The 20026-nt window shown below is 66.2% G+C and carries 18 protein-coding genes; 6 read left to right on the top strand and 12 right to left on the bottom strand.

Annotation, left to right across the window (positions count from 1 at the left end):
• The first annotated feature begins 97 nt into the window (after nt 1–97).
• From FFS68_RS10060 to mtgA, 4 genes are all read left to right on the top strand, one after another.
• Entirely contained in the window at nt 98–1189 is a 1092-nt protein-coding gene (locus FFS68_RS10060; protein WP_171003815.1) for a M23 family metallopeptidase, read from the top strand.
• 39 nt (nt 1190–1228) lie between these two features.
• On the top strand, nt 1229–1879 hold the full coding sequence (locus tag FFS68_RS10055; protein WP_137753051.1) for a hypothetical protein: 651 nt from the start codon (nt 1229–1231) through the stop codon (nt 1877–1879).
• A 64-nt stretch (nt 1880–1943) separates the two neighbouring features.
• Nucleotides 1944–2849, top strand: a complete 906-nt coding sequence (locus FFS68_RS10050) for a hypothetical protein (protein ID WP_137753050.1) — start codon at nt 1944–1946, stop codon at nt 2847–2849.
• Between the two features lie 28 nt (nt 2850–2877).
• Nucleotides 2878–3591 carry a monofunctional biosynthetic peptidoglycan transglycosylase gene (gene mtgA / locus FFS68_RS10045; RefSeq protein WP_137753049.1) on the top strand — a complete coding sequence of 238 codons (714 nt, stop codon included), beginning with the start codon at nt 2878–2880 and terminating at the stop codon, nt 3589–3591.
• Between the two features lie 532 nt (nt 3592–4123).
• Here mtgA and FFS68_RS10040 read toward each other — a convergent pair.
• The 8 genes from FFS68_RS10040 to FFS68_RS10005 all read right to left on the bottom strand — a co-directional run bounded on the left by FFS68_RS10040 (nt 4124) and on the right by FFS68_RS10005 (nt 11725).
• The gene (locus FFS68_RS10040; protein WP_137753048.1) at nt 4124–4561 is read right to left on the bottom strand and encodes a hypothetical protein; all 438 of its coding nucleotides are present in this window, start codon (nt 4559–4561) and stop codon (nt 4124–4126) included.
• Between the two features lie 90 nt (nt 4562–4651).
• Nucleotides 4652–5188 (bottom strand): J domain-containing protein, encoded by a 537-nt coding sequence (locus tag FFS68_RS10035; RefSeq protein WP_137753047.1) that lies wholly within the window; start codon nt 5186–5188, stop codon nt 4652–4654.
• Between the two features lie 54 nt (nt 5189–5242).
• Complete coding sequence (locus FFS68_RS10030; RefSeq protein WP_137753046.1) at nt 5243–6028, bottom strand: polyphosphate kinase; 786 nt, start codon at nt 6026–6028, stop codon at nt 5243–5245.
• 83 nt (nt 6029–6111) lie between these two features.
• Nucleotides 6112–7050 (bottom strand): hypothetical protein, encoded by a 939-nt coding sequence (locus FFS68_RS10025; protein ID WP_137753045.1) that lies wholly within the window; start codon nt 7048–7050, stop codon nt 6112–6114.
• Between the two features lie 74 nt (nt 7051–7124).
• Nucleotides 7125–8000, bottom strand: coding sequence for an alpha/beta hydrolase (locus FFS68_RS10020; protein ID WP_249340119.1), 876 nt, complete (start codon nt 7998–8000; stop codon nt 7125–7127).
• A 2-nt stretch (nt 8001–8002) separates the two neighbouring features.
• Nucleotides 8003–9784, bottom strand: coding sequence for an aspartate--tRNA ligase (gene aspS / locus FFS68_RS10015; protein WP_137753044.1), 1782 nt, complete (start codon nt 9782–9784; stop codon nt 8003–8005).
• A gap of 100 nt (nt 9785–9884) precedes the next feature.
• A complete protein-coding gene (locus FFS68_RS10010) occupies nt 9885–11396 on the bottom strand; it encodes an FAD-binding protein (RefSeq protein ID WP_171003814.1) in 1512 nt (503 codons plus the stop codon).
• Nucleotides 11396–11725 carry a hypothetical protein gene (locus FFS68_RS10005; protein ID WP_137753042.1) on the bottom strand — a complete coding sequence of 110 codons (330 nt, stop codon included), beginning with the start codon at nt 11723–11725 and terminating at the stop codon, nt 11396–11398. The genes FFS68_RS10010 and FFS68_RS10005 overlap by 1 nt, the downstream gene beginning before the upstream one ends.
• A 108-nt stretch (nt 11726–11833) precedes the next feature.
• Between FFS68_RS10005 and rnd the strand changes: the two genes are divergently transcribed.
• Complete coding sequence (gene rnd / locus FFS68_RS10000; protein WP_137753041.1) at nt 11834–13021, top strand: ribonuclease D; 1188 nt, start codon at nt 11834–11836, stop codon at nt 13019–13021.
• A gap of 104 nt (nt 13022–13125) precedes the next feature.
• On the opposite strand, the gene FFS68_RS09995 is transcribed toward rnd, so the two are convergent.
• From FFS68_RS09995 to FFS68_RS09980, 4 genes are read right to left on the bottom strand one after another with little or no spacing between them, the layout of a single operon-like run.
• Nucleotides 13126–14604 (bottom strand): Ppx/GppA family phosphatase, encoded by a 1479-nt coding sequence (locus FFS68_RS09995; RefSeq protein ID WP_349290382.1) that lies wholly within the window; start codon nt 14602–14604, stop codon nt 13126–13128.
• Between the two features lie 10 nt (nt 14605–14614).
• Nucleotides 14615–16783, bottom strand: a complete 2169-nt coding sequence (locus FFS68_RS09990; protein WP_249340118.1) for an RNA degradosome polyphosphate kinase — start codon at nt 16781–16783, stop codon at nt 14615–14617.
• The gene (locus FFS68_RS09985; protein WP_137753039.1) at nt 16774–17430 is read right to left on the bottom strand and encodes a chromosomal replication initiator DnaA; all 657 of its coding nucleotides are present in this window, start codon (nt 17428–17430) and stop codon (nt 16774–16776) included. Before FFS68_RS09985 ends, FFS68_RS09990 begins: the two co-directional genes overlap by 10 nt.
• Complete coding sequence (locus FFS68_RS09980; RefSeq protein WP_137753038.1) at nt 17430–18701, bottom strand: heavy-metal-associated domain-containing protein; 1272 nt, start codon at nt 18699–18701, stop codon at nt 17430–17432. The genes FFS68_RS09985 and FFS68_RS09980 overlap by 1 nt, the downstream gene beginning before the upstream one ends.
• A 131-nt stretch (nt 18702–18832) precedes the next feature.
• On the opposite strand from FFS68_RS09980, the gene purM reads away from it, so the two are divergent.
• The gene (purM, locus tag FFS68_RS09975) at nt 18833–19939 is read left to right on the top strand and encodes a phosphoribosylformylglycinamidine cyclo-ligase (protein WP_137753037.1); all 1107 of its coding nucleotides are present in this window, start codon (nt 18833–18835) and stop codon (nt 19937–19939) included.
• Nucleotides 19940–20026 lie beyond the last annotated feature (87 nt).

Below are 20026 nucleotides of genomic sequence, written 5' to 3'. Positions count from 1 at the left end.
GATCTCGGCATAATCGCCCGCCGCGCCAATCCAGTCGATCGTCGTGAAGGGGATGCGGTGGACGGCGCCGCGGTTGCGCACGATCAGCGCATCCCCCGTGGGCGCCGCCGCCCCCGCCGATCAACCCGCGGTGGTGCGTCCCTATCAGTCGCTCCACCTCGAGGTGCCTTATGTGCCGTCGATCGCCCGGATCGATGGCGAGGATCGGCTGGTTTACGAATTGCACGCGACCAATTTCGCCGCGCAGCCGCTGGCGGTTGCCGCGATCGACCTCTGCGCCGCGGCGGACGGCGCGCGATTGGCGCGGATCGACCCCGTTGGCGTGATGCGCCGGATCGGCGCGCAGGCGGGCGGCGCCACCGAGATCGCGCCGGGCGGCCGCGCAATCTTTTACCTGTCGGTTCGCTGGCCGGGTGGCGACTTCAAACCGCTGTTACACCGGATCAGTTTGACGCCGATGCGGCCCGGGCGGACGGGCGCTAGCGTGACGATCGCGGGCGGCGAATTCACGCCGGTGCGCGCCTTCGCAGCGACGCTGGGCGCGCCGCTGCGCGGTGGGCCGTGGACCGCGGTCGCGCTGCCCGACGTCGACAATGGCCATCGCCGCTTTCCCTATGCGGTCAGCGGCCGGGTGCGACTGCCCGGGCGGCACGCGATCGACTGGATGCCGGCGGTGGGCTTCGACCCCGGCTCGACCGGCACTGACGTCGCCGCCGACGGATCGGGCGCCGATGTGCTGGCGGTGGCCGACGCCGAGGTCGTCACGGTCAAGGATGGCGCCGCGCCCGGCGCCCCCGCCAGCGTCGAGGATGAAACGGGAGCGATGATCGTGCTGCGGTTGCCCGACGGCCGCTACGCCTTTTATCAGCATCTGGCGCCCGGCATCGGGATCAAGCCCGGGATGCGGGTGCGGCGCGGACAGGTGATCGGGCGCGTCGGATCGTCGGGCCACGTCACCCAGCCCCACCTGCATTTCCATATCGCCGACCACGCCGCGCCGCTCGACGGCGAAGGCCTGCCCTATCGCTTTGGCGCCGGGCGGATTGTCGGGCGCTACGCCGATAGGGCCGGCTTTAGCGAAGGGAAAGCGTGGCAGGCGGCGGCGCCCCGCGCGATCGACGGCCTGCCGCCCGCATATGCGGTGATCATGTTTGACACCGCCGATAATTTGACTCGCGGGCGCAATTGACTAGCCTCTTATCCGGGTTGAGCGAAGAGGGGACATATCATGTGGAAATGGATCCGTATTCCCAAGGGCATCGCGCTGCTGGCGTTCCTGTTGCCATGGATGACCGTTAGCTGTTCCGACCAGAAAATTGCCGAAGCGAGCGGTTTCGGGCTTGCCTTTGGCCGCATCTCGGCCATGGGGCAGGCGGCCAGCGCCGGTGATGGCGCATCGATGAATTTTTGGCTGATCCTGGCGCTGCTCGCGATCGCGGCCGGGCTTTTCCTGCTGTTCACCAAGGGGCGCGAGGCCGCCAAGCTGGTGCTCGGCACCTCGGTCGCCGCGCTGGTGCTGATCTTTGTCGGCACTTATCGTTACAGCAAGGATGCGATCATGGCCGAAGCGGCCAAGAACGGGTCGGACGGTAGCATGGATCAGGCCGCGCTGGCGATGATCCAGGTGAATTGGCACTTCGGCTATTGGCTGGCGATGCTGTCGCTGATCGCCGCTGCGGTGATGGCGTGGCTGGTGATGAGCGGCAAGGAAGCCGAGGCCGAGGCGAAGATGCGCTCACTCGCCGCCGATGCCACCGACGCGGCAAAGGTCGTGGCGGCCAAGGCGAGCGACGCGGCGAAGGACGCCGCCGCCAAGGCCAATGACGCGATCGACGCGGCCAAGGACAAGAAGGACGACGAGCCGCCGAAGCAGCCGTGACGGCAAAACCGGAATCGGCGGCGGGCGGCGGCGCCCGCCGCGCGGAGCATGATCGGGGGGACCAATGAGCACAGAAAGCGCGACCGCCGCTGCATCGACGGCGGCACCTGTCACCCAGGTGGCGGCGGATCAGAGCAAAGGCGGCGACAAGCTGGCCGCCTGGTCGGTGTTTTCGCTGATCCTGGGGCTGGCCGGCGACATGGCGACACCGATCGGCAATTATTCGCTGTGGCTGATGGCGGCCGGCATCGCCGGTTTCATCCTGTGCTTTGCGCTACGCCGCGCCAGTTTCGCGCGGCGCGGCATGTTTCATACCGGCATTTTTGCGCTGATTATGGGCACCATCTGGGGCTTGCAGCAATTTGCCGTCCCCGACGACAAGGGCAACGAGCGCGGCGCGGCGGTCGCCTTCCTGCCGATCCTGGCGCCGATCCAGACCAAGATATTGCCGCTGCCGCAAAACCAGAAGCTGCTGCTGCAATTTCAGGATGCGGTCGCCAAGGGCAGCGACAGCGAGCGCGTCGCGGCGGCGCGCGAGCTGTATGCGGCGGCCGAAGACCCCGCGCTGCACCGCGGGATGATCGAGGCGATGATGGGCTCGAGCAACCCGGCGCTGCAACAAAGCGCGACGCTGCTGCGCTTTGCCGAACGCAAGCGCGACCGGCTGACGCTGCCCCCGATCGACCGCGACCGGGACGATCCGCTGTCGCGGCGGCTGCTGTCCTTTTCGTTCGAGGTCCGCGACGTCAATGTCGATAGCGGCGCGCTCGACCTGCGCTCGAGCAGCAGCCGATCCTTTGGCACCGTGACGCGGCAGGGCACGACGATGCAGCTGCCGATCATCGTCGCCGAGGGCGGCAATTTCCAGGAAATGCTGGTCGATCTGAAGCCCGGAAACGACATGCGGCTGACCGGTAAGGCCCGGCTGGAAACGGGCGAAGTCGTCGCCGTCGAATTACCCTTGTTCTGATGCCATGTCGTCCGATACGGACGATGCGATGACGACTGCCGCCAAGAAACGCACCAAGCGCCGCAAGCTCCCCTGGTATCTGCGGCCGGTGAAATGGCTGTTGTGGTTCCTTGCCATCTCGGTGCTGTGGGTGCTGGTCTATGCGGTGGCGCCGCCGCCGGTGACGTTCACGATGCTGGCCGACAGCAGCGGGATCACCAAGGACTGGACCAGCCTGTCCGGCATCGACCGCAACATGGTGCGCGCGGTGATTGCGGCCGAGGACGGCAAATTCTGTACCCACAACGGCTTTGACACCGAAGCGATCGAAGAGGCGATCGAGCGCAACGCCAAGGGCAAGCGGATGCGCGGCGGATCGACGGTCAGCCAGCAGACCGCGAAGAATGTGTTCCTGTGGCAGGGCAGCGGCTGGACGCGCTATGTCCGCAAGGTGCCCGAGGTGTGGTTCACCTTTCTGATTGAGAAGATCTGGGGCAAGCGGCGGATCATGGAGGTCTATCTGAACGTCGCCGAGACCGGCATCGGCACCTATGGCGTCGAGGCGGGGGCGCAGCGGTATTTCAACCATGGCGCGGGCAAGCTGACCCCGGCCGAGGCCGCGCGCATCGCGGCAATCCTGCCGCTGCCCAAGAAACGCGAGGCGGTCAGCCCGTCGGGCTTTACCCGCCGTTACGGCAACACCATCCGCGCTCGCATCGGCCAGGTGCGGCGTGACGGGCTGGATGGGTGTATTTACTCATAAGGCCAATGCCTGCTTTGGGGTGGAGAGTGGGCATTGCCGTGTTCGGTTATCCCGGGCCGGGGCCGCGATCCGGTCGGCGTGTGGGCCGGGCCATCATGCCAAAGTTCAGGAAAGTTCAGCCTAGTGCAGCGCCCGATTTGTCCTGTTCGGCGGACAGGCTGCGCCCGAATCTTGGGTGGATCCGAAAGCCGAGCGGCGACCGCTTTTGCTGACAAATTGAAAGAGCTGCGATGAAGGCTGGCACAGCGGAATAATGTAGGACAGCGTTTTTTTCGAGCGGCGGATGGCCGCTTTGGGGTGGTTTTGAGACATTCCCCTCCCTCTTAGGGAGGGGTTAGGGGTGGGTGCGAGCGAAGCGAGCCGAGGCAGAGCGCCGCCTTCGGCGGCTACCCACCCCCAGCCCCTCCCTAAAAGGGAGGGGAGAAGCGATGGTCGCCTATCGGTCGTTTCCAGTCATTGGCCTGTTCTGAACTATCAGAATGCCACCTTGGCCCGTCGCGAATAGCGCGCCAGCTTCGGTAGTCTGGCCGGGCTATTCCGATGCGTCGCGCGCGGCGTCGGCGAGCAGCACCGCGCCGCCGATCAGGACCACGCCGGCCCCGATCGCGATCCAGCCGACGGTCGACACATTGTTGCGCCGTGCCGTCTCGATCGGTCGCCCGTTGAGCAAAAGCCGGTTGTCGCGCTCCAGCGAAACGCCGATCCGCGTCTCGTTCAGGGGGATGCCGTGGTTCGACAGCCGGGTGCCGTCGATGCTCACCATGTCGCGGGTCAGGCGCAGTTCGACGCGCGGCGGCGCTTTTTGGCGGGTGCCGCCCAATGGAATGGTCAGCCCCAGCCCGACGACACCGTCGACCCGGCTCAGACCATTTTGATATGCCAGTGGCTCGGCCAGCGCCGATGTCGCCAGTGCCGCACTGATGAATAGTCCGCCGATGATCCGCATGTTCGCCCCTTCGCTCGATCGCAATCGATCCCGCCTTGATAAAGGCGCATCGCGACGAGTCGTCAATCAGGTCGGAGTCACCGGTACACTGGTGCCTGGGCGACGCCCGAAACGTTACGCCGGTTTCCAGCTCTTGCGATCTTCGGCCTGTTTCAGCACTTCAAACGCCGCCTGCCCGGCGGCGAAGCGCTTGGCGGCGTCGGCATCGCCGGGTTTGACGTCGGGGTGGGTTTCCTTGGCCAGCGCGCGCCACGCCTTTTTGACCGCCTCAAAATCGGCGTCGGGTTCCAGGTCGAGGACGTCGAGCGCGCGCATTTCGTCGCTGCTGCGCGTGCCGTCGCCGGGACCGCCCCAGGCATAATGCTGCGCCTTGGCATAGCTGCGGGCGCCCTGCATTTCCTCGGCGGCGCGCGCCGCGGCGTCTTCGGCGCTCAAGCCTTCAAAATAATCCCAGCCGCGGTTATATTCGGCGGCGTGGGTTTCGCAAAAATACCAGCGTTCGGGGCTGTTCGGCGACTTGGGCGCCGGGCAGTTGCCGGGGGTGGTGCAGCCATGGCGGTCGCACAAGCGAACCTGTTGCGCTTCATTGCCCGAGCCATAGGGGCGCCAGCGGGGAAAACCCCAATCGTCGGTTCTTTTGGCGCGGCTCATCCCGTCCATGTAGCGACTGGGGCTGCCGATTGCTAGCCAGGAGGGCCGAAAATCCTAGTCTTTCGGCTTGTAACCGAACGCCTTGCTGGCCAGTTTGACGACCGCCGGGTCGAGATCGGCGGGCGTCATCGGCACCGCGGCTTCCAGCACTTCGACCACATGCGTCAACGCCGCGATGCGCGCCGCCTTTTTGTTGTTGCCGTCGATCACCTTCCACGGCGCCCAGCGCGTATTGGTCTGCGCAAACATCTCGTCGATCGCGGCGAGATAGTCTTTGCGCCGGGCGCGGTTGCGATAGTCGTCGGCGCCGGTCTTCCACCGCTTCCAGGGATCGTCGAGGCGATCGGCGAAGCGCTTGTCCTGCTCGTCCTGCGTCAGATGGACGAAGATTTTGACGAGATTGGTGCGGCTGCCGGTCAGCTGCGCCTCGAACTCGTTGATTTCGTCATAGCCCTTGCGCCACTCGGCCTCGGTCGCAAAGCCTTCGACGCGCTCGACCAGGACGCGGCCATACCAGCTGCGATCAAAGATCGAGATTTCGCGATTGCCGGGCAGGCGTTTCCAGAATCGCCACAGAAAATGGCGCGATTTTTCCTCATCGGTCGGGGCACTGATCGGCCACACCTCGAAAAAGCGCGGATCGAGCAATGCGGTCATCCGTTTGATGATGCCGCCCTTCCCCGCGGCGTCCCAGCCTTCGAGCATGATGACGCTGCGCTGGCCGTGGGTGATGTGCGCCGCCTGCACGCGCTCCAGCCGTTCCTGCAAGGCTTTGAGCGCGTCCGAATGATCGCCATCAAATCTGGCGCCGGATTCGTAGTCGGAAAGGGAGATGGTCATGGCGCTTCTCTAGCGCAATCCGCGCCGTCCTACCAAGCGCGATGCGGGCCTGTCATTTTCTGGCACAGCGCCGCCGGAAGGACTTACTCGCCGACCATCAGACGCTGGCGGGCGTCCCAGTCGGCCAGCGCGCGCCGGTGGCGGTCGATCCGCGCCAGCGCGTCGGGGATGGCGCCGCTGCGCGAACCCTGTCGCTGCGCCTCGCCATACCAGTCGATCGCGGCGTCGAACTCGCCGCGCATTTCGGCGCATAGGCCGAGGTTAAACGCGAGCGCCACCGTCGGTTCGGCATCGCGGGTGAGTGCGGTCCAGGCGGCGCAGGCGCCCAACTGGTCGGTCTTGGTCAGCCGCACCGCGGCCTTGAACGCGGCCTGCGCCGGTTTCGTCAGCCCCTTTGTGCTTTCCTCGACCCGGATATCGAGCGACGTGTCGCGCGGGGCAAGGTCGCGGCGGATCGCGCGTACCTGATCGCGCTGGCTGGCGGCAATGAACTCGTCGACCGAGCGCGAGGTCGAGCGGTCGGGGCACAAGGTCTGCTGATCGCGGGCGGTCAGCGGACGCGTATAGCGGATCGACCCGTCGCCGATCGCGACCAGCCGCGCGGTCGTGGTCACGGTCACGGAGCGGCGGCGGCACCGGAGGTCGACATCGACCTCTTTCAGGCACTTCTTCTTGTCGGCGGGGTCATATTCGACGCAGCGTTTGCGGTTTTCGGTGACCGGTACGTGATCGACGCTGGTCCGCGTCGTGCCGGTGACGAGGCCGTCGGTCGGCGCCCCCGATTCGGGGGCGACGATCCGGTAAAAGCGGCGGCCGCCGAATTGCGCATTGCCCAGCTCCGCCTCAAGCTGCTGGGCGAAAGCGGCACCATCCTCGCCCTCGAACCGTTCGACCGAAATGCGGATCAGATCATTGACGTTGGCGCCCGCGGGATCGGCCCCGTTGATCGTGAGCGTTTCGGCGGTTGCGGGCGCTGTAACGCACAGCAAGGCGGCCCCAATAACCCATCGCGCGTCGATCATCATCGCCCCCTGTCATGCCCGCGCCGGGCTATCGCAGCCCGGCGGCGCTGTCAAAGCGCCCCAGGGCACCGGGGTCAGATTTCCTCGGCGATCAAATCGGCCAGCCGCGGCGGCGCTTCCATCGGGATGAAATGGCTCTGGTCGGCCCATTGCTCGTCGCGCACCGCACCCAGCGCCGCGCCAAGGCCGGGCCAGGTCGGGCTGAGCGAGAAATCGAGATGGCCCGCACGTTCGCCGGTCCGGGCGCGGATCACGCTGACCGGCGCGGTGACGCGCGCCAGCCATTCGTGCGGATTGGTGCGGAGCGCGTTCTGATAGACCGACGCCTCCAGAGCGGGCGGGCAGGCCAGATCCCAGCCCTCGCCATCCGCAGCGCGGAGCAGGCCGTGCCGGCAATAATCGGCAAGCACCGCGGGCTGCCAATGCGCGTAGGGCGGGCGCGATGCGAAATGCGCGTTCATCGCCTCCCACCCATCCCACCGGGCGCGCCGCCGCGCCACCGGATGATCGGCCGGATCGGGGATCGGCTGGTCGGCCGCACCGACGTAGAATTCGGGCGGCATGATGACGGGATCGATCAGGACCAGATGCGCGAAGGCGCCCGGCCGCTCGGCCGCCAGCCGCGTGAGGACATAGCCGCCCATGCTGTGCCCGCACCCGACCAGCAGTGTGCCGACGAAGCGATCGATCAGCGGCAAAAGAACGTCGGCGGTCGTGGCCCAATCGGCGAGCGAGGCGGGCTTGGCGCTGCGTCCATGGCCCAGATGATCCGGCGCGATGACATGCGTGCCAGGCGGCAAGGCCGCGACGACCTGATCCCACAAGCGCGCATGAAAGCCGGTGGCGTGGAGCAGCAGCAGCGACGGGCCGTCCGACGGCGTGCCCCATTCGAACCAGCACATCTCCCCGGCTGGGGTGTCCAGCCGGTGTTCGCGCGGCGCCAACGTCACGCTCAGCCCTTCGGCCCGTCCACGATACGGATGCCGAGTTCCTTCAGCTGCTTGTCGCTGACCGGCGCCGGGGCGTTCATCATCAGATCCTCGGCCTTTTGGTTCATCGGGAAAACGACGACTTCGCGGATGTTCGGTTCGTCGGCGAGCAGCATCACGATGCGGTCGACGCCGGGGGCCGAACCACCGTGCGGCGGGGCGCCGAATTTGAAGGCGTTGATCATGCCGCTGAAATTCGCATCGACATCGGCCTGGCTGTAGCCCGCGATCTCGAACGCCTTGTACATGATGTCGGGGCGATGGTTCCGGATCGCGCCCGACGACAGTTCGACGCCGTTGCAGACGATGTCATACTGCCACGCAAGGATGTCGAGCGGGTCTTTGGTTTCCAGTGCTTCAAGTTCGCCCTGCGGCATCGAGAAGGGGTTGTGGCTGAAATCGATCTTGCCGGTGTCTTCGTCGGCCTCGAACATCGGGAAGTCGACGATCCAGCACATTTCAAACTTGCCGGGGTCGATCAGGTCGAGCTGCTCGGCGACGCGGGTGCGCGCGAGGCCCGCGAGCTTCGCGGCGGTCGCTTCCTTGCCCGCGGCAAAGAACAGGCCGTCGTCGGGACCGGTGCCGAGTTCGGCGGCGAGCGCGTCCATCTTGTCGCTGCCATGGTTCTTGGCGATCGGGCCGCCCCATTCGCCGCCCTTGCGGGTCGCATAGCCAAGGCCCGCAAAGCCTTCACCCTGCGCCCAGCTGTTCATGTCGTCGAAGAATTTGCGGCTCTTTTCGGCGGTCGCCGGTGCCGGGATCGCGCGCACCACGTCACCTGCAGCGACGATGTCGGCGAAGCGGCCGAAGCCCGAGCCGGTGAAATGCGCCGAGACGTCGGTGATGATCAGCGGGTTGCGCAGGTCGGGCTTGTCATTGCCATATTTCAGCATCGACTCGCGGTACGGGATGCGCGGGAACGAACCCGCCGGGGTGACCGACTTGCCGTTCGCAAATTCCTCGAACACGCCTGCGAGGACGGGTTCGATAGCGTTGAAGACGTCGTCCTGGGTGACAAAGCTCATTTCGAAGTCGAGCTGGTAGAATTCACCCGGCGAGCGGTCGGCGCGCGCGTCTTCGTCGCGGAAGCAGGGGGCGATCTGGAAATAGCGGTCGAAGCCCGCGACCATCAGCAGCTGCTTGAACATCTGCGGCGCCTGCGGCAGCGCATAGAATTTGCCGGGGTGGACGCGGCTGGGGACCAGATAGTCGCGCGCCCCCTCGGGCGACGAGGCGGTCAGGATCGGGGTCTGAAATTCGGTGAAGCCCTGTTCGACCATGCGGCGGCGCAAGGACGCGATCACGTTCGAGCGCAGCATGATGTTGGCGTGGAGGCGGTCGCGGCGCAGGTCGAGGAAGCGGTATTTCAGGCGGATATCCTCGGGATAGTCCTGTTCGCCCGCGACCGGCATCGGCAGTTCGATCGCCGCCGACTGGACGGTAACGTCGCGCGCACGGACTTCGATCGCGCCGGTCGGCAGGTTGGTGTTGGTCGTTTCCGCCGAACGCGCGACGACGTCGCCGGTGATCGTCACGACGCTTTCGGCGCGCAGCCCGTCGAGGATCGCGAACGCCGGATCGCTGCTGTCGGCGACAATCTGGGTCAGGCCGTAATGATCGCGCAGGTCAACGAACAGCAGCCCGCCGTGATCGCGCTTGCGATGCACCCAGCCCGAGACGCGGACCGGTTGGCCGACCTGTTCGGCGCGAAGCTGGCCGCAATTATGGGTGCGATAGGCGTGCATTTGATCGTCTTTCAATGTCTGGAAGCGCGCGAAAATTGTGCGCCGATATGGCCGCGCCTAAGGCAGCGCGACGCGGCATTTGTCAAGGTGGAAGGCCAAATCAACACGTCAGCCCCAGCCCGTCGAGCACCGCGCTGCCGAACAGTTTGCGGTGCGCGGGATCGGGGATCAGGCGATCCCGCGCGCTGCGCCAGCGCCGAAAATCCTCACCATAGTCGGCTGCGACCCGCGCCGCGTCGAGGTGGCAGCTTTTCGCCCAGTGCCGGGTAAAAGCGATGCCCTCAGCATCAAGCCGTTCGACGACGCGGGCATAGGCGGTGGCGGTGCGCTGGCTGCGCGGGCCGTCGAAATCGATCACCGCATTGTGCGGGAAACGCGCGGGGGCGAGCAGACCCTCGGCGCGCGCCATGAAGCGCACGGTGACGACGGTCGAACCGCCATGGCGCGCATAGACATCGCAGATCAGTTCAAACGCATGCGCGAGGTCGGCACGGTCGATGGTCACCGAGGCGTTGAACAGGTCGGCGAGCGGCCGGTGCGTGTCGAGCCCCTCCCCCCAACTGCCATAGACCGGCGGGGCATCGACGTCGGGGCCGCTGGCATAGCCCTGTTTCATCGCGAATTGCAGCAGCGCGCCGCGCGCCCACGGATAATCGTCGAGCAGCCGCCCGAGCAGGCTGAGCGCATCATAGCCCGCGCCCAGCTGGCCCGGCGTGGCGCGCGGATAATCGTCGCGCCAGGGCTCGCGATACAGGAAACGCAGCATCGCCGGGCGCTTGAACGGCTTATAGGGGTTGACGATCATCTGGACAAAATCGGGCTCCTGATCGAGCGCATAGGCCGCCGAGAAGCGGCGGAAATTCCCTGCCGCCAGCCAGCCCAGCGCCGCGCGATCGACCTTGCGCAGATTCTGGATCGGACGGACGAGGAATTTCGGCACGCTGCCGACGACCAGCGCGGTGACGATGCCGAGCGAGCCGACGGGTAACTGCGCGGCGGCAAACAAGTCATCGTCGCGCAGCGGCGTCGAGCCGGTCGCCGCGACAAAGGTATCGCGCATCAGCCCGGCGGCGGGTTCGATCCAGTGGATGCCCGCAGGTGTCACGATCTGGACCGCGCGGATATGATCCTGGATGCCGCCGCTGGCGATCATCGACCCATGGGTGCCGGTCGCAGCGGCGCCCGCGAACGTCTGGCCATTGCCCGCGCCGCTTGTCCACAGCGACCGCCCCTGTGCCTCCAGCTTGTCCGACACTTCATCGACCAACGCCCCCGCCTCGATCAGCATCAGCCCGTGCGCATCGACGTCGGGGCGGACGTCGGCGGCGTCGATACGGAAACAGCGGTTGAAGCGCCGGGTGTGGAGCAGCCAGCATTGCGAGGCGATATTGACGTTCGACGGCGACCAGCCGGCGCCGAGCGGGCGGACGCGGCGCGCCGCCGCCGCCGCCCCGGCCAGCCAGTCCTGCACCGACCTGGCGGCGATCGCGATCTCGTCGCGGCCGCGCGGCGCGTCACCGCTGCGCAGCGCAAAGCGCGTCGCCGCCTCGCAAGTGCCGGTGCCATGGTAGTTGGTCCAGCGCCCTTCGTCGCCGAGTCGCACGAGCGGCATCAGGCGTCTCCCAACGGCAGGATACCGGCGTGGGCGCGCCATGCGACGGTGACGGGACGCAGGAACCCGAAACTGGCGATCGCGACCAGCATCTGGCGCCGCGTCGCGAACATGCGGACATCGCTCAGGCCGTGGTCGGATTCGGGGGTCACGAACGGCTGCGCCGCCTGTGCCGCAAACCCCCAGCCCTTCAGCGTCACGACCATCGATTCTTCATCGAGCGGCCGCGGATTGGCGATCGACACGAAAATATCCGCCTGCCCCGCCAGATACTGGCCGAAAAGCAGCAGAAACCCGAGCGCGGCGAGCGCCCAACCGAGCCAGAACATGCCCCAAATCCCTTCGTTTTTCCCCTGACCGGTATTCCGGTTCCGCGACCCGAAGAGCCCGGGCAATTTTTCCTGCCCGTTGTTTCCAACTAGCTGTATAGGCGCGCTATGCAAGTCCATCCGTTGATCGAAACCAACGCCGCGCTCGCCGATTTCTGCGGCCTCATTCGGAACAGCGATTTTATCGCGGTCGATACCGAATTCATGCGCGAAAATACTTTCTGGCCAGAGCTTTGCCTGATCCAGGTTGCCGACCGCGAGCATGCCGCGGCGATCGACCCGCTGGCGCCCGGCATGGATCTGAAGCCGTTGCTCGACCTGCTCGTCGGCAATGAGGATATGCTCAAGGTCTTTCACGCCGGCGGCCAGGATGTCGAAATCATCTTCAACCTGACCGGCAAGACCCCGCATCCGATCTTTGACACCCAAATCGGCCAGATGGCGATCGGTCAGGCCGAACAGGTCGGCTATTCAAACCTGGTCGAGGCGTGGATCGGGCTGCAACTCGACAAGGGCGCGCGCTTTACCGACTGGAGCCGCCGCCCGCTCGACAAGCGCCAGATCGACTATGCGGTGGGCGACGTCACCCATCTCGCCAAGATTTTCCCGATGATGCTCGACAAGCTGGTCAAGACCTGCCGCGGTCACTGGCTCGACGAGGAAATGGAAAAGCTCGCCGATCCGGCCAATTACAGCGTCGATCCCGACAAGGCGTGGCACCGGATCAAGATTCCGTCGCGCAAACCCGACGTCCTCGGTCGGCTCCAGTCGCTCGCCGCATGGCGCGAACGCGAGGCGCGGTCGAAGAACCTGCCGCGCGGGCGCATCGTCAAGGACGAGACACTCGCCGATCTGGCGGCGCATCCGCCCAAGGATCAGGACGGCCTGGGCCGCGTCCGCGGGCTGTCGGCGACCTGGCGCAGCAACGACATCGGCGCGCGGCTCATGGATGCGATCGCCAATGCCCGGCCGATGGACAAGGACGACATGCCCGACCGCGCCCCGCGCGGCCCGGGGCTTGGCAAGGAAGGCGTGCTCGTCGCCGACCTGCTCAAGCTGCTGCTCAAGATTCGCGCCCGCGAATTGAACGTGGCGTCGCGGCTGATCGCGCGCAGCGATGATCTGGAGGCGCTGGCCGCCGGCGGACGCGAGGGGATCGCGATGCTGCAGGGCTGGCGCTATGATGTGTTCGGTCACGCCGCGCTCGACCTGGTCGAGGGCCGGATGGGGTTCGCGGTCAAGCATGGCAAGCTGGTAATGAGCGAAATCGACGCCGCGACCGCGGCCGAGGGCTGACCTTTTCCTACCCGTATATCGTCATCCCGCGAAGGTCGGGATCTCTATGCTTCGTCGGGGCGCAAGGGCGGGATCCCGGCCTTCGCCGGGATGACGAAGTGGGTCTAAAGCATCACCAGTTCGGCTTTGGCATCGAGCGCCTGCGCCAGCGAGCGCAGGCGGCGCTCGACCGATTCGCCCGCCAGATGATGCCAGCCATGATCGAGGCTGAGCCGCAGCTTGCCGTCGACCAGCGCGATATGGCTGGCCTTCAGCGGCGCCTCGACCCCGCCGGTCAACCGCTGCGCCAGCCGGATCGCCAGCCCCCATTGCCGCGCCCGCGCCAGCCGGTCGGACGCCACCAGCGGCCCCATGTCGGGAAAATCGCTGTCGGCGCCGCCGAACCCGGCGTGCAGCGCGCGCGCCAGTAGGATGCGGCCGGGAATATCGATGCCGCGCCAGTTGCCGTGCAGCCCGATCTCTGTCCCGCGTTCGGCGCGAAAGTCGGGATTGGCCGACCAGGCGACGTCGCTGAGCAGGCTGGCGGCGAGCCGGACGCGGTTGTCGGCGGGCGCCTCGCCGGTAAACAGCGGCGCGATCCATTCGGTGATGGCGCGGCCATGCGGCGCAAAACGCGCAAGCCGGCGGCCTTCGAATTCGGCGGCGACGATCAGCGGATCCTGCGCGCGCGTTTCGGCGTCGAGCGCCTGATAGAGCAGCCCTTCGCGCAACCCCGACGACGACACGGTCATTTCCGGGACGTCGAGGATGTTGACCAGCGCCGCGAGCAAGGCGGCCGCGTCGGGCAAGGCGGCGGCGCGGTTCGACGCCATACCGGGGATCGCGCGCAACTCTTCGAAGGTCAGCCGGTTGGTGGCGCGGACGAGGCGCCGCAACGCCGCGCGCGGCAGGCTGTGCTGGTCGAGCACTGCGAGCGGATCCTGCGTCAGTTCCAGATCGAGACGCGACAGCGCGCGCCATGATCCGCCAACCAGATAGAGCGGCAGCCCCGTCATGCCGTCGGGCCATCCCGCCATCCGCAACATCTTGCGCACCGCACGCTCGAAATTCTGCTGCCCGTCCTTGCGCAGCGCGGGCAGACGCAGCACGCCAAGCGGGAAGGACGCGCGACGCCCGACCTGTCCCTTGGCGACCTCGGCAAGCTCGAGGCTGCCGCCGCCCAGATCGACCGCGATGCCGTGTGCGTCGGGAATCGCCGACAGCACGCCGTAACCCGCCGCTTCCGCCTCCTCTTCGCCAGACAGCAGGCGAATCTTCAGTCCTGCCTCGGCCGCAGCGGCAATGAATTCGGGACCGTTCTCCGCGTCACGCACCGCGGCGGTCGCCACGCATTGCAGGTTCTTAACCTCCATATGTTTGGCGAGCAGCGCATAACGCCGGAGCGCGGTCAGGCCGCGCGCCGCATCTTCGGCGGCGATGCGGCCGTCGATCGCGAGCCCGCGGCCCAGCCCGGCCGCGACCTTTTCGTTAAAAATCACCGCGGGCGCGCGCGCCGGTCCTTCATAGACCACAAGACGGACCGAGTTCGAGCCGATATCAATGACCGCCGAGCGGTGGACCGCCGGCTTCGAGGAACGCAGCAATGCCAAACCGTCAGACCTCGCGCATCGTGAAGGCGAGCGTCGGGACGTCCTGGCGTTTGTGCAGCGCCGTCCCGCGACCCGACAACGATGGGTTGTTCATGAAATAATGATGCAGATTGAACGGCTTGTCGTCTGGCGTTGTCCGCGCATAGACGCCGTCGGGTTGCAACACCCAGCTTTGTTCATTGTCGATCAGGTTCGCGACCAGCACCTGATCGAGGATCTGATCGTGGACGGTCGGGTTTTCGATCGGGATCATATATTCGACCCGGCGATCGAAGTTGCGCGGCATCCAGTCGGCGCTGCTGATATACAGTTTGGCGCGCTGATGCGGCAGCGCCGCGCCGTTGGCGAAGGCCCACACCCGGCTATGTTCCAGAAAACGGCCGACGACCGATTTGACCCGGATCGTCTCCGACAGCCCGGGCACCCCCGGCCGCAGGCAACAGATGCCGCGCACGATCAGTTCGACCGGCACCCCGGCTGCGCTCGCTTCGTAAAGTTTGTCGATGATGTCGGGATCGACGAGGCTGTTCATCTTGGCCCACACCCCCGACGGCTGGCCGACGCTGGCCGCCGCGATTTCGGCGTCGATCAGGTCGCACAGATGCGCGCGCATGTTGAGCGGCGACATCGTGATCATGTCGAGCCGTTCGGGTTCGACATAGCCGGTGATATAGTTGAACAGCTGCGCCGCGTCACGCCCGGCGCGCGGATCGGCGGTGAAGAAGCTGAGGTCGGTATAGATGCGCGCCGTCACCGGATGATAATTGCCGGTGCCGAAGTGGCAATAGGTGCGATATCCCTGCCCTTCGCGGCGCACAACCATCGAGATTTTGGCGTGCGTCTTCCACTCGATGAAGCCGTAGACGACCTGCACCCCGGCGCGTTCGAGCTGGTTCGCCCAGAGCAGATTCTGCTCCTCGTCGAAGCGTGCCTTCAGCTCGACCACCGCGGTCACCGACTTGCCCGCCTCGGCGGCCTCGATCAGCGCGCGGATCACCGGCGACTGGTCGCCGGCACGATAGAGCGTCTGCTTGATCGCCACGACATCGGGGTCGGCCGCCGCCTGCCGCAGAAAGGCGAGAACGACCTCGAAACTTTCATAGGGATGGTGGACAAGGATGTCCTTGCTGCGGATCGCGGCGAAACAATCGCCGCCATGTTCGCGGATACGTTCGGGAAAACGCGCCGAGTAAGCGGGGAATTTGAGGTCGGGCCGATCGACGTCAACCAGCGCCGACAGCGCCGCGAGCCCGATGAAACCGCCGATCTTGGCCACGATCGCTTCATGCCCCTGAATGTCGGCGCCCAGCACCGCGGCAATCTCGCCGGGCATATCGGCTTCGAGTTCGAGCAGGATGACGCGGCCGCGGCGGCGGCGGCGGATCGCGGTGCGGAACAGGCGGACGAGATCCTCGGCCTCTTCCTCAAGCTCGATGTCGCTGTCGCGAATGATGCGAAACACCCCGAGCGAGCGGATGGTGAAGCCGGGGAACAGCAGGTCGCCGAAAATCTCGATCAGATATTCGATCGGTACGAACGCCCGCACCTGCCCCGGCACCGCCACGAACCGCGGCAGCGCGGCGGGAATCAACACCAGTTCGCGCACCGTTTCGCCCGTCGCCTGGCGCTGCAGATCAAAAATAATCCCCAGCCCGCGATTGGGGATGAACGGAAAGGGATGCGCCGGATCGAGCACCTGCGGGGTCAGGATCGGGAAAATCTGGTCGATGAAATATTGGCGGAGTGCGGTGCGCAGCGCCTCGCGGTCGGAGCCGGTACCGTGGACGACGATGCCCTGTTCACCGAGCAGTTTGTGCAGCCGCTGCCACTCGCTTTGCTGCTGATCGACGAGGCGGTTCACCTCGGCCTCGATCTCCGCCAGCTGTTGTCCCGGCGACCGGCCATCGGCCGAGGGGTCATCGATCCCCTGCAACTGCTGCCCCTTCAGACCCGCGACGCGGACCATGAAAAATTCATCGAGGTTGCTGCCCGAAATCGACAGGAAACGCAGCCGTTCGAGCAGCGGATGGGCGGGGTTGCGCGCCTCTTCCATCACCCGCCGGTTGAACGCCAGCCAGCTGAGCTCGCGGTTGAAAAAACGTTCGGGTCCGAAGGACGGGATCCCCCGATTGGCGTCATTGTCGGCGCGAAGGGGCTGGCCTGTTACTGACATGTGCCTGTTTCCTGCCTTTCAAGGAGATCGGGATCGATCAGCCCCTGTGACAGTAATGTTTCACGCGTAAGACGGATGCCGACGCGCCGCCCCTGTTCGAGCGACGCAGCGTCGAGCGCCGCGACGATGCGGTGCACCATCGCATAGCTGCGCTCCATCCGCGGCACGATATAGGCGGCGACCTCGGGCGCGAGCGCGATACCGCGCTGCGCGAACAGGGCCTCGATCAGGTCGCGCGCCAGGCAATCGTCGGGCTCGGCGATCGTCAGCACCGGCACCGCACGCAGCCGCGAGGCGAGATCGGGCAAGGCAATGCCCCATTCGGACGGCGGTGCGTCGGCGATGATCAGCAGCGGGATGTTCGACGATTGCGCGGCGTTCCAGGCGTGAAAAATCTCTTCTTCGGACAGGCTGCCATGCCCGTCGATCACTCGGCCGCCGGTTTCCGCGGCAAAGAGCCGACCGATCAGACTGCGCCCCGACCCGCGCGGCCCGGTCAGCACCGCGGTCCGCACCGGCCAGGTCGCGACGTGGCGCAGATAGCGGATTGCGTCGGCGTTGCTGGTCCCGACGACCAGCGGAGCGTCGTTGCTGCCCCCGGCGCTCCAGTCGAGCGGCAGAGCGATCTGGCTGGTGGAACGCGCCATCAGCGGCTGATCCGCAGCGTGCTGCCGCCTTCCTGCACCTTGTAACCGCGCGCCGCGAGCGCCGCGCTGAGCGCCGCGATGTCGCCGCGGAAGGTCACGCGCATCACCGACGTGCCGCCAAGCGCGAGGCTGGTGGTCGATGCCGACTGGACCCCCGCGATGCCGCCGACCGCGCGTTCGGTGGCGGTCACCGATTCGACGTCGGGCGAGCTGTACTGGACGGTGAAGCTCTGCACCCCGGCGGGTGCGGTGGTCGGCACGCTGCTGTCGATCTCGCTGGGCAGCGCATCCTCGTCGGTCGCCGCGATCTCGTCGGGCAGGTCTTCGCGCTCGACCGGCTTTTCGAGCACAAGATAGGTGTCGGTGCGGAGCACGCCCTCGGCGAGCGCAGCCGTGTACAGGCTGTCCATCCGCGCGACGGCCTTTTCCATCATGTCGGGCAGCGCCGCGGGGCTGGGACCGGTCATGGTGAAGCCGCCGATCAGCTTGTTGTCAGGGCCAAAACGCGCCGTAAAAATGCCTTTGATCGGCCCGCCGGGATAGCTGTATTCGACGCGCGCGATCGGGGTCAGCACGTCGGCGGCGCCATATTGGTCGAGGATGACGCGCCACCAGACGCGCCCGCGGCGCCCGGTCTGCCCGGCGTTGATCAGCAATGTGTCGGCGCCCGTGCCCGCGGTGCGGACATAATCAATCGCGCTTTGCCCGGTATTATACTCGGCCCAGGCGCGCTGCCACGCGCTGCGCTGTTCGAACACCTGCGGGATGCCGTCGATCGAATAGACGGGAATGACGAGCAAGGGCGGCGAGCGCAGCGTCCGGCCGCTGACCCCCAAAATCTGCCCGGCACGCACGCGGTCGAATTGCACGCCGAGCCGCGCGACATAGCGGCGCGGGCCGATCTGTTCCTGTTCGACGACGATCGCGGTGACGATGCCATCGAGCACCGAATCGCCGAGCGCGGGGCCATCGCTGCCGTTCAGTTTGCGATAGAGCTGGGTCCATCCCTTGCGCTGCGCCTCGCGCCAGCCCTTGGTCCGCGCGTCGTCGGCATTGTCGCCGGTGACATCGACCAATATGCCGCTGGCCAGGAAATCGCCGCTGCTGTTGATCGGCGTGATGCCGCGATCGCCGCGGCTGATCTGTCCTTCGACAACGCCGACAAGCAGAATCGCAAAGAACAGGCCGAAAAGCACACCCCAGCGCCCACCGCGCGGGAACGCAACGATTTTGAACCGGTGGGCGAACGGAAGGGGAGCGGTGGAAATCATCTCTTCTCTATGCTCTGCCCAAAAGCGCACGCGCGGACAAGGAAATCTGTCGGACCCCGACACGGAAATCTGTCGGACCCCGACAAGGAAATCATGGCATTTGTCGGCTGGAACCGTTAGTCGCGCGTGCCATGGATGCCAAGCACAACCCGCCCGCCTCTTACACTTATGCGCAGTCAGGCGTGTCGATCGACGCCGGCAATGCGCTGGTCCGTGCCATCGCCCCGCTCGCCCGAGCGACGCGGCGTCCCGGAGCCGATGCCGACCTGGGCGGTTTCGGCGGCTTTTTCGACCTGAAGGCGGCCGGGTTCAACGATCCCCTGCTCGTCGCGGCAAATGATGGCGTCGGCACCAAGCTCAAACTCGCGATCGAGTCGGGCCGGCACGACGGGGTCGGGATCGATCTGGTCGCGATGTGCGTCAACGACCTGGTCGTGCAGGGCGCCGAGCCGCTGTTTTTCCTCGATTATTACGCCACCGCAAAGCTCGACAACGACGTCGCTACGCAAGTCGTCGCGAGCATTGCCGAGGGGTGCAAGCAGGCAGGATGTGCGCTGATTGGCGGCGAGACCGCCGAAATGCCGGGGATGTATTCGGACGGCGACTATGACCTTGCGGGCTTCTGCGTCGGCGCGGTCGAGCGCGATCAGGTGCTGACCGCCGACAAGGTTGCCGCAGGCGACGTCATCCTGGGCCTCGCCTCGTCGGGCGTCCATTCGAACGGCTTTTCGCTGGTGCGCCGCCTCGCCGCCGATAAGGGGTGGAAGCTCGACCGACCGGCGCTGTTCGACCAGACCGTCCTGCTGATCGACGCGCTGATGGCGCCGACGCGCATCTATGTGAAAAGCCTGTTGCCGCTGGTGAAGACCGGCCGGATCCACGCGCTGGCGCATATCACCGGCGGTGGGCTGCTCGAAAATATCCCGCGCATCCTGCCCAAAACCTTGCACGCGCATGTCGATGCCGACGCTTGGGAGCAGCCGCGGTTGATGGCGTTCCTGCAGGCGCAGGGCAATATCGAGCCTGAGGAAATGGCGCGGACGTTCAATTGCGGCGTCGGCATGGCCGTCGTCGTCGCCGAGAGCGATGTTGCGGACGTGACCGCGGCGCTTGAGGCCGCGGGTGAGACGGTGTTTCGGATCGGACATATCGCCGAGGGTGCCAAGGGTTGCACCGTGACCGGCGGCGCCGAGACGTGGAGCGCGATGGGCGCGTGGAGCGCGACGCATAATGGCTGACGCCATAAAGTCCCCCTCCCGCTTGCGGGAGGGGTTAGGGGAGGGCCTGTTTCGGGGCGCTCCTTTTGGACAGGCCCTCCCCCGACC

This window comes from Sphingopyxis sp. L1A2A, assembly GCF_005502465.1.
In the GTDB taxonomy this organism is placed as follows: Bacteria; Pseudomonadota; Alphaproteobacteria; order Sphingomonadales; family Sphingomonadaceae; genus Sphingopyxis.
This window is presented reverse-complemented; position numbering and strand designations above follow the sequence as displayed.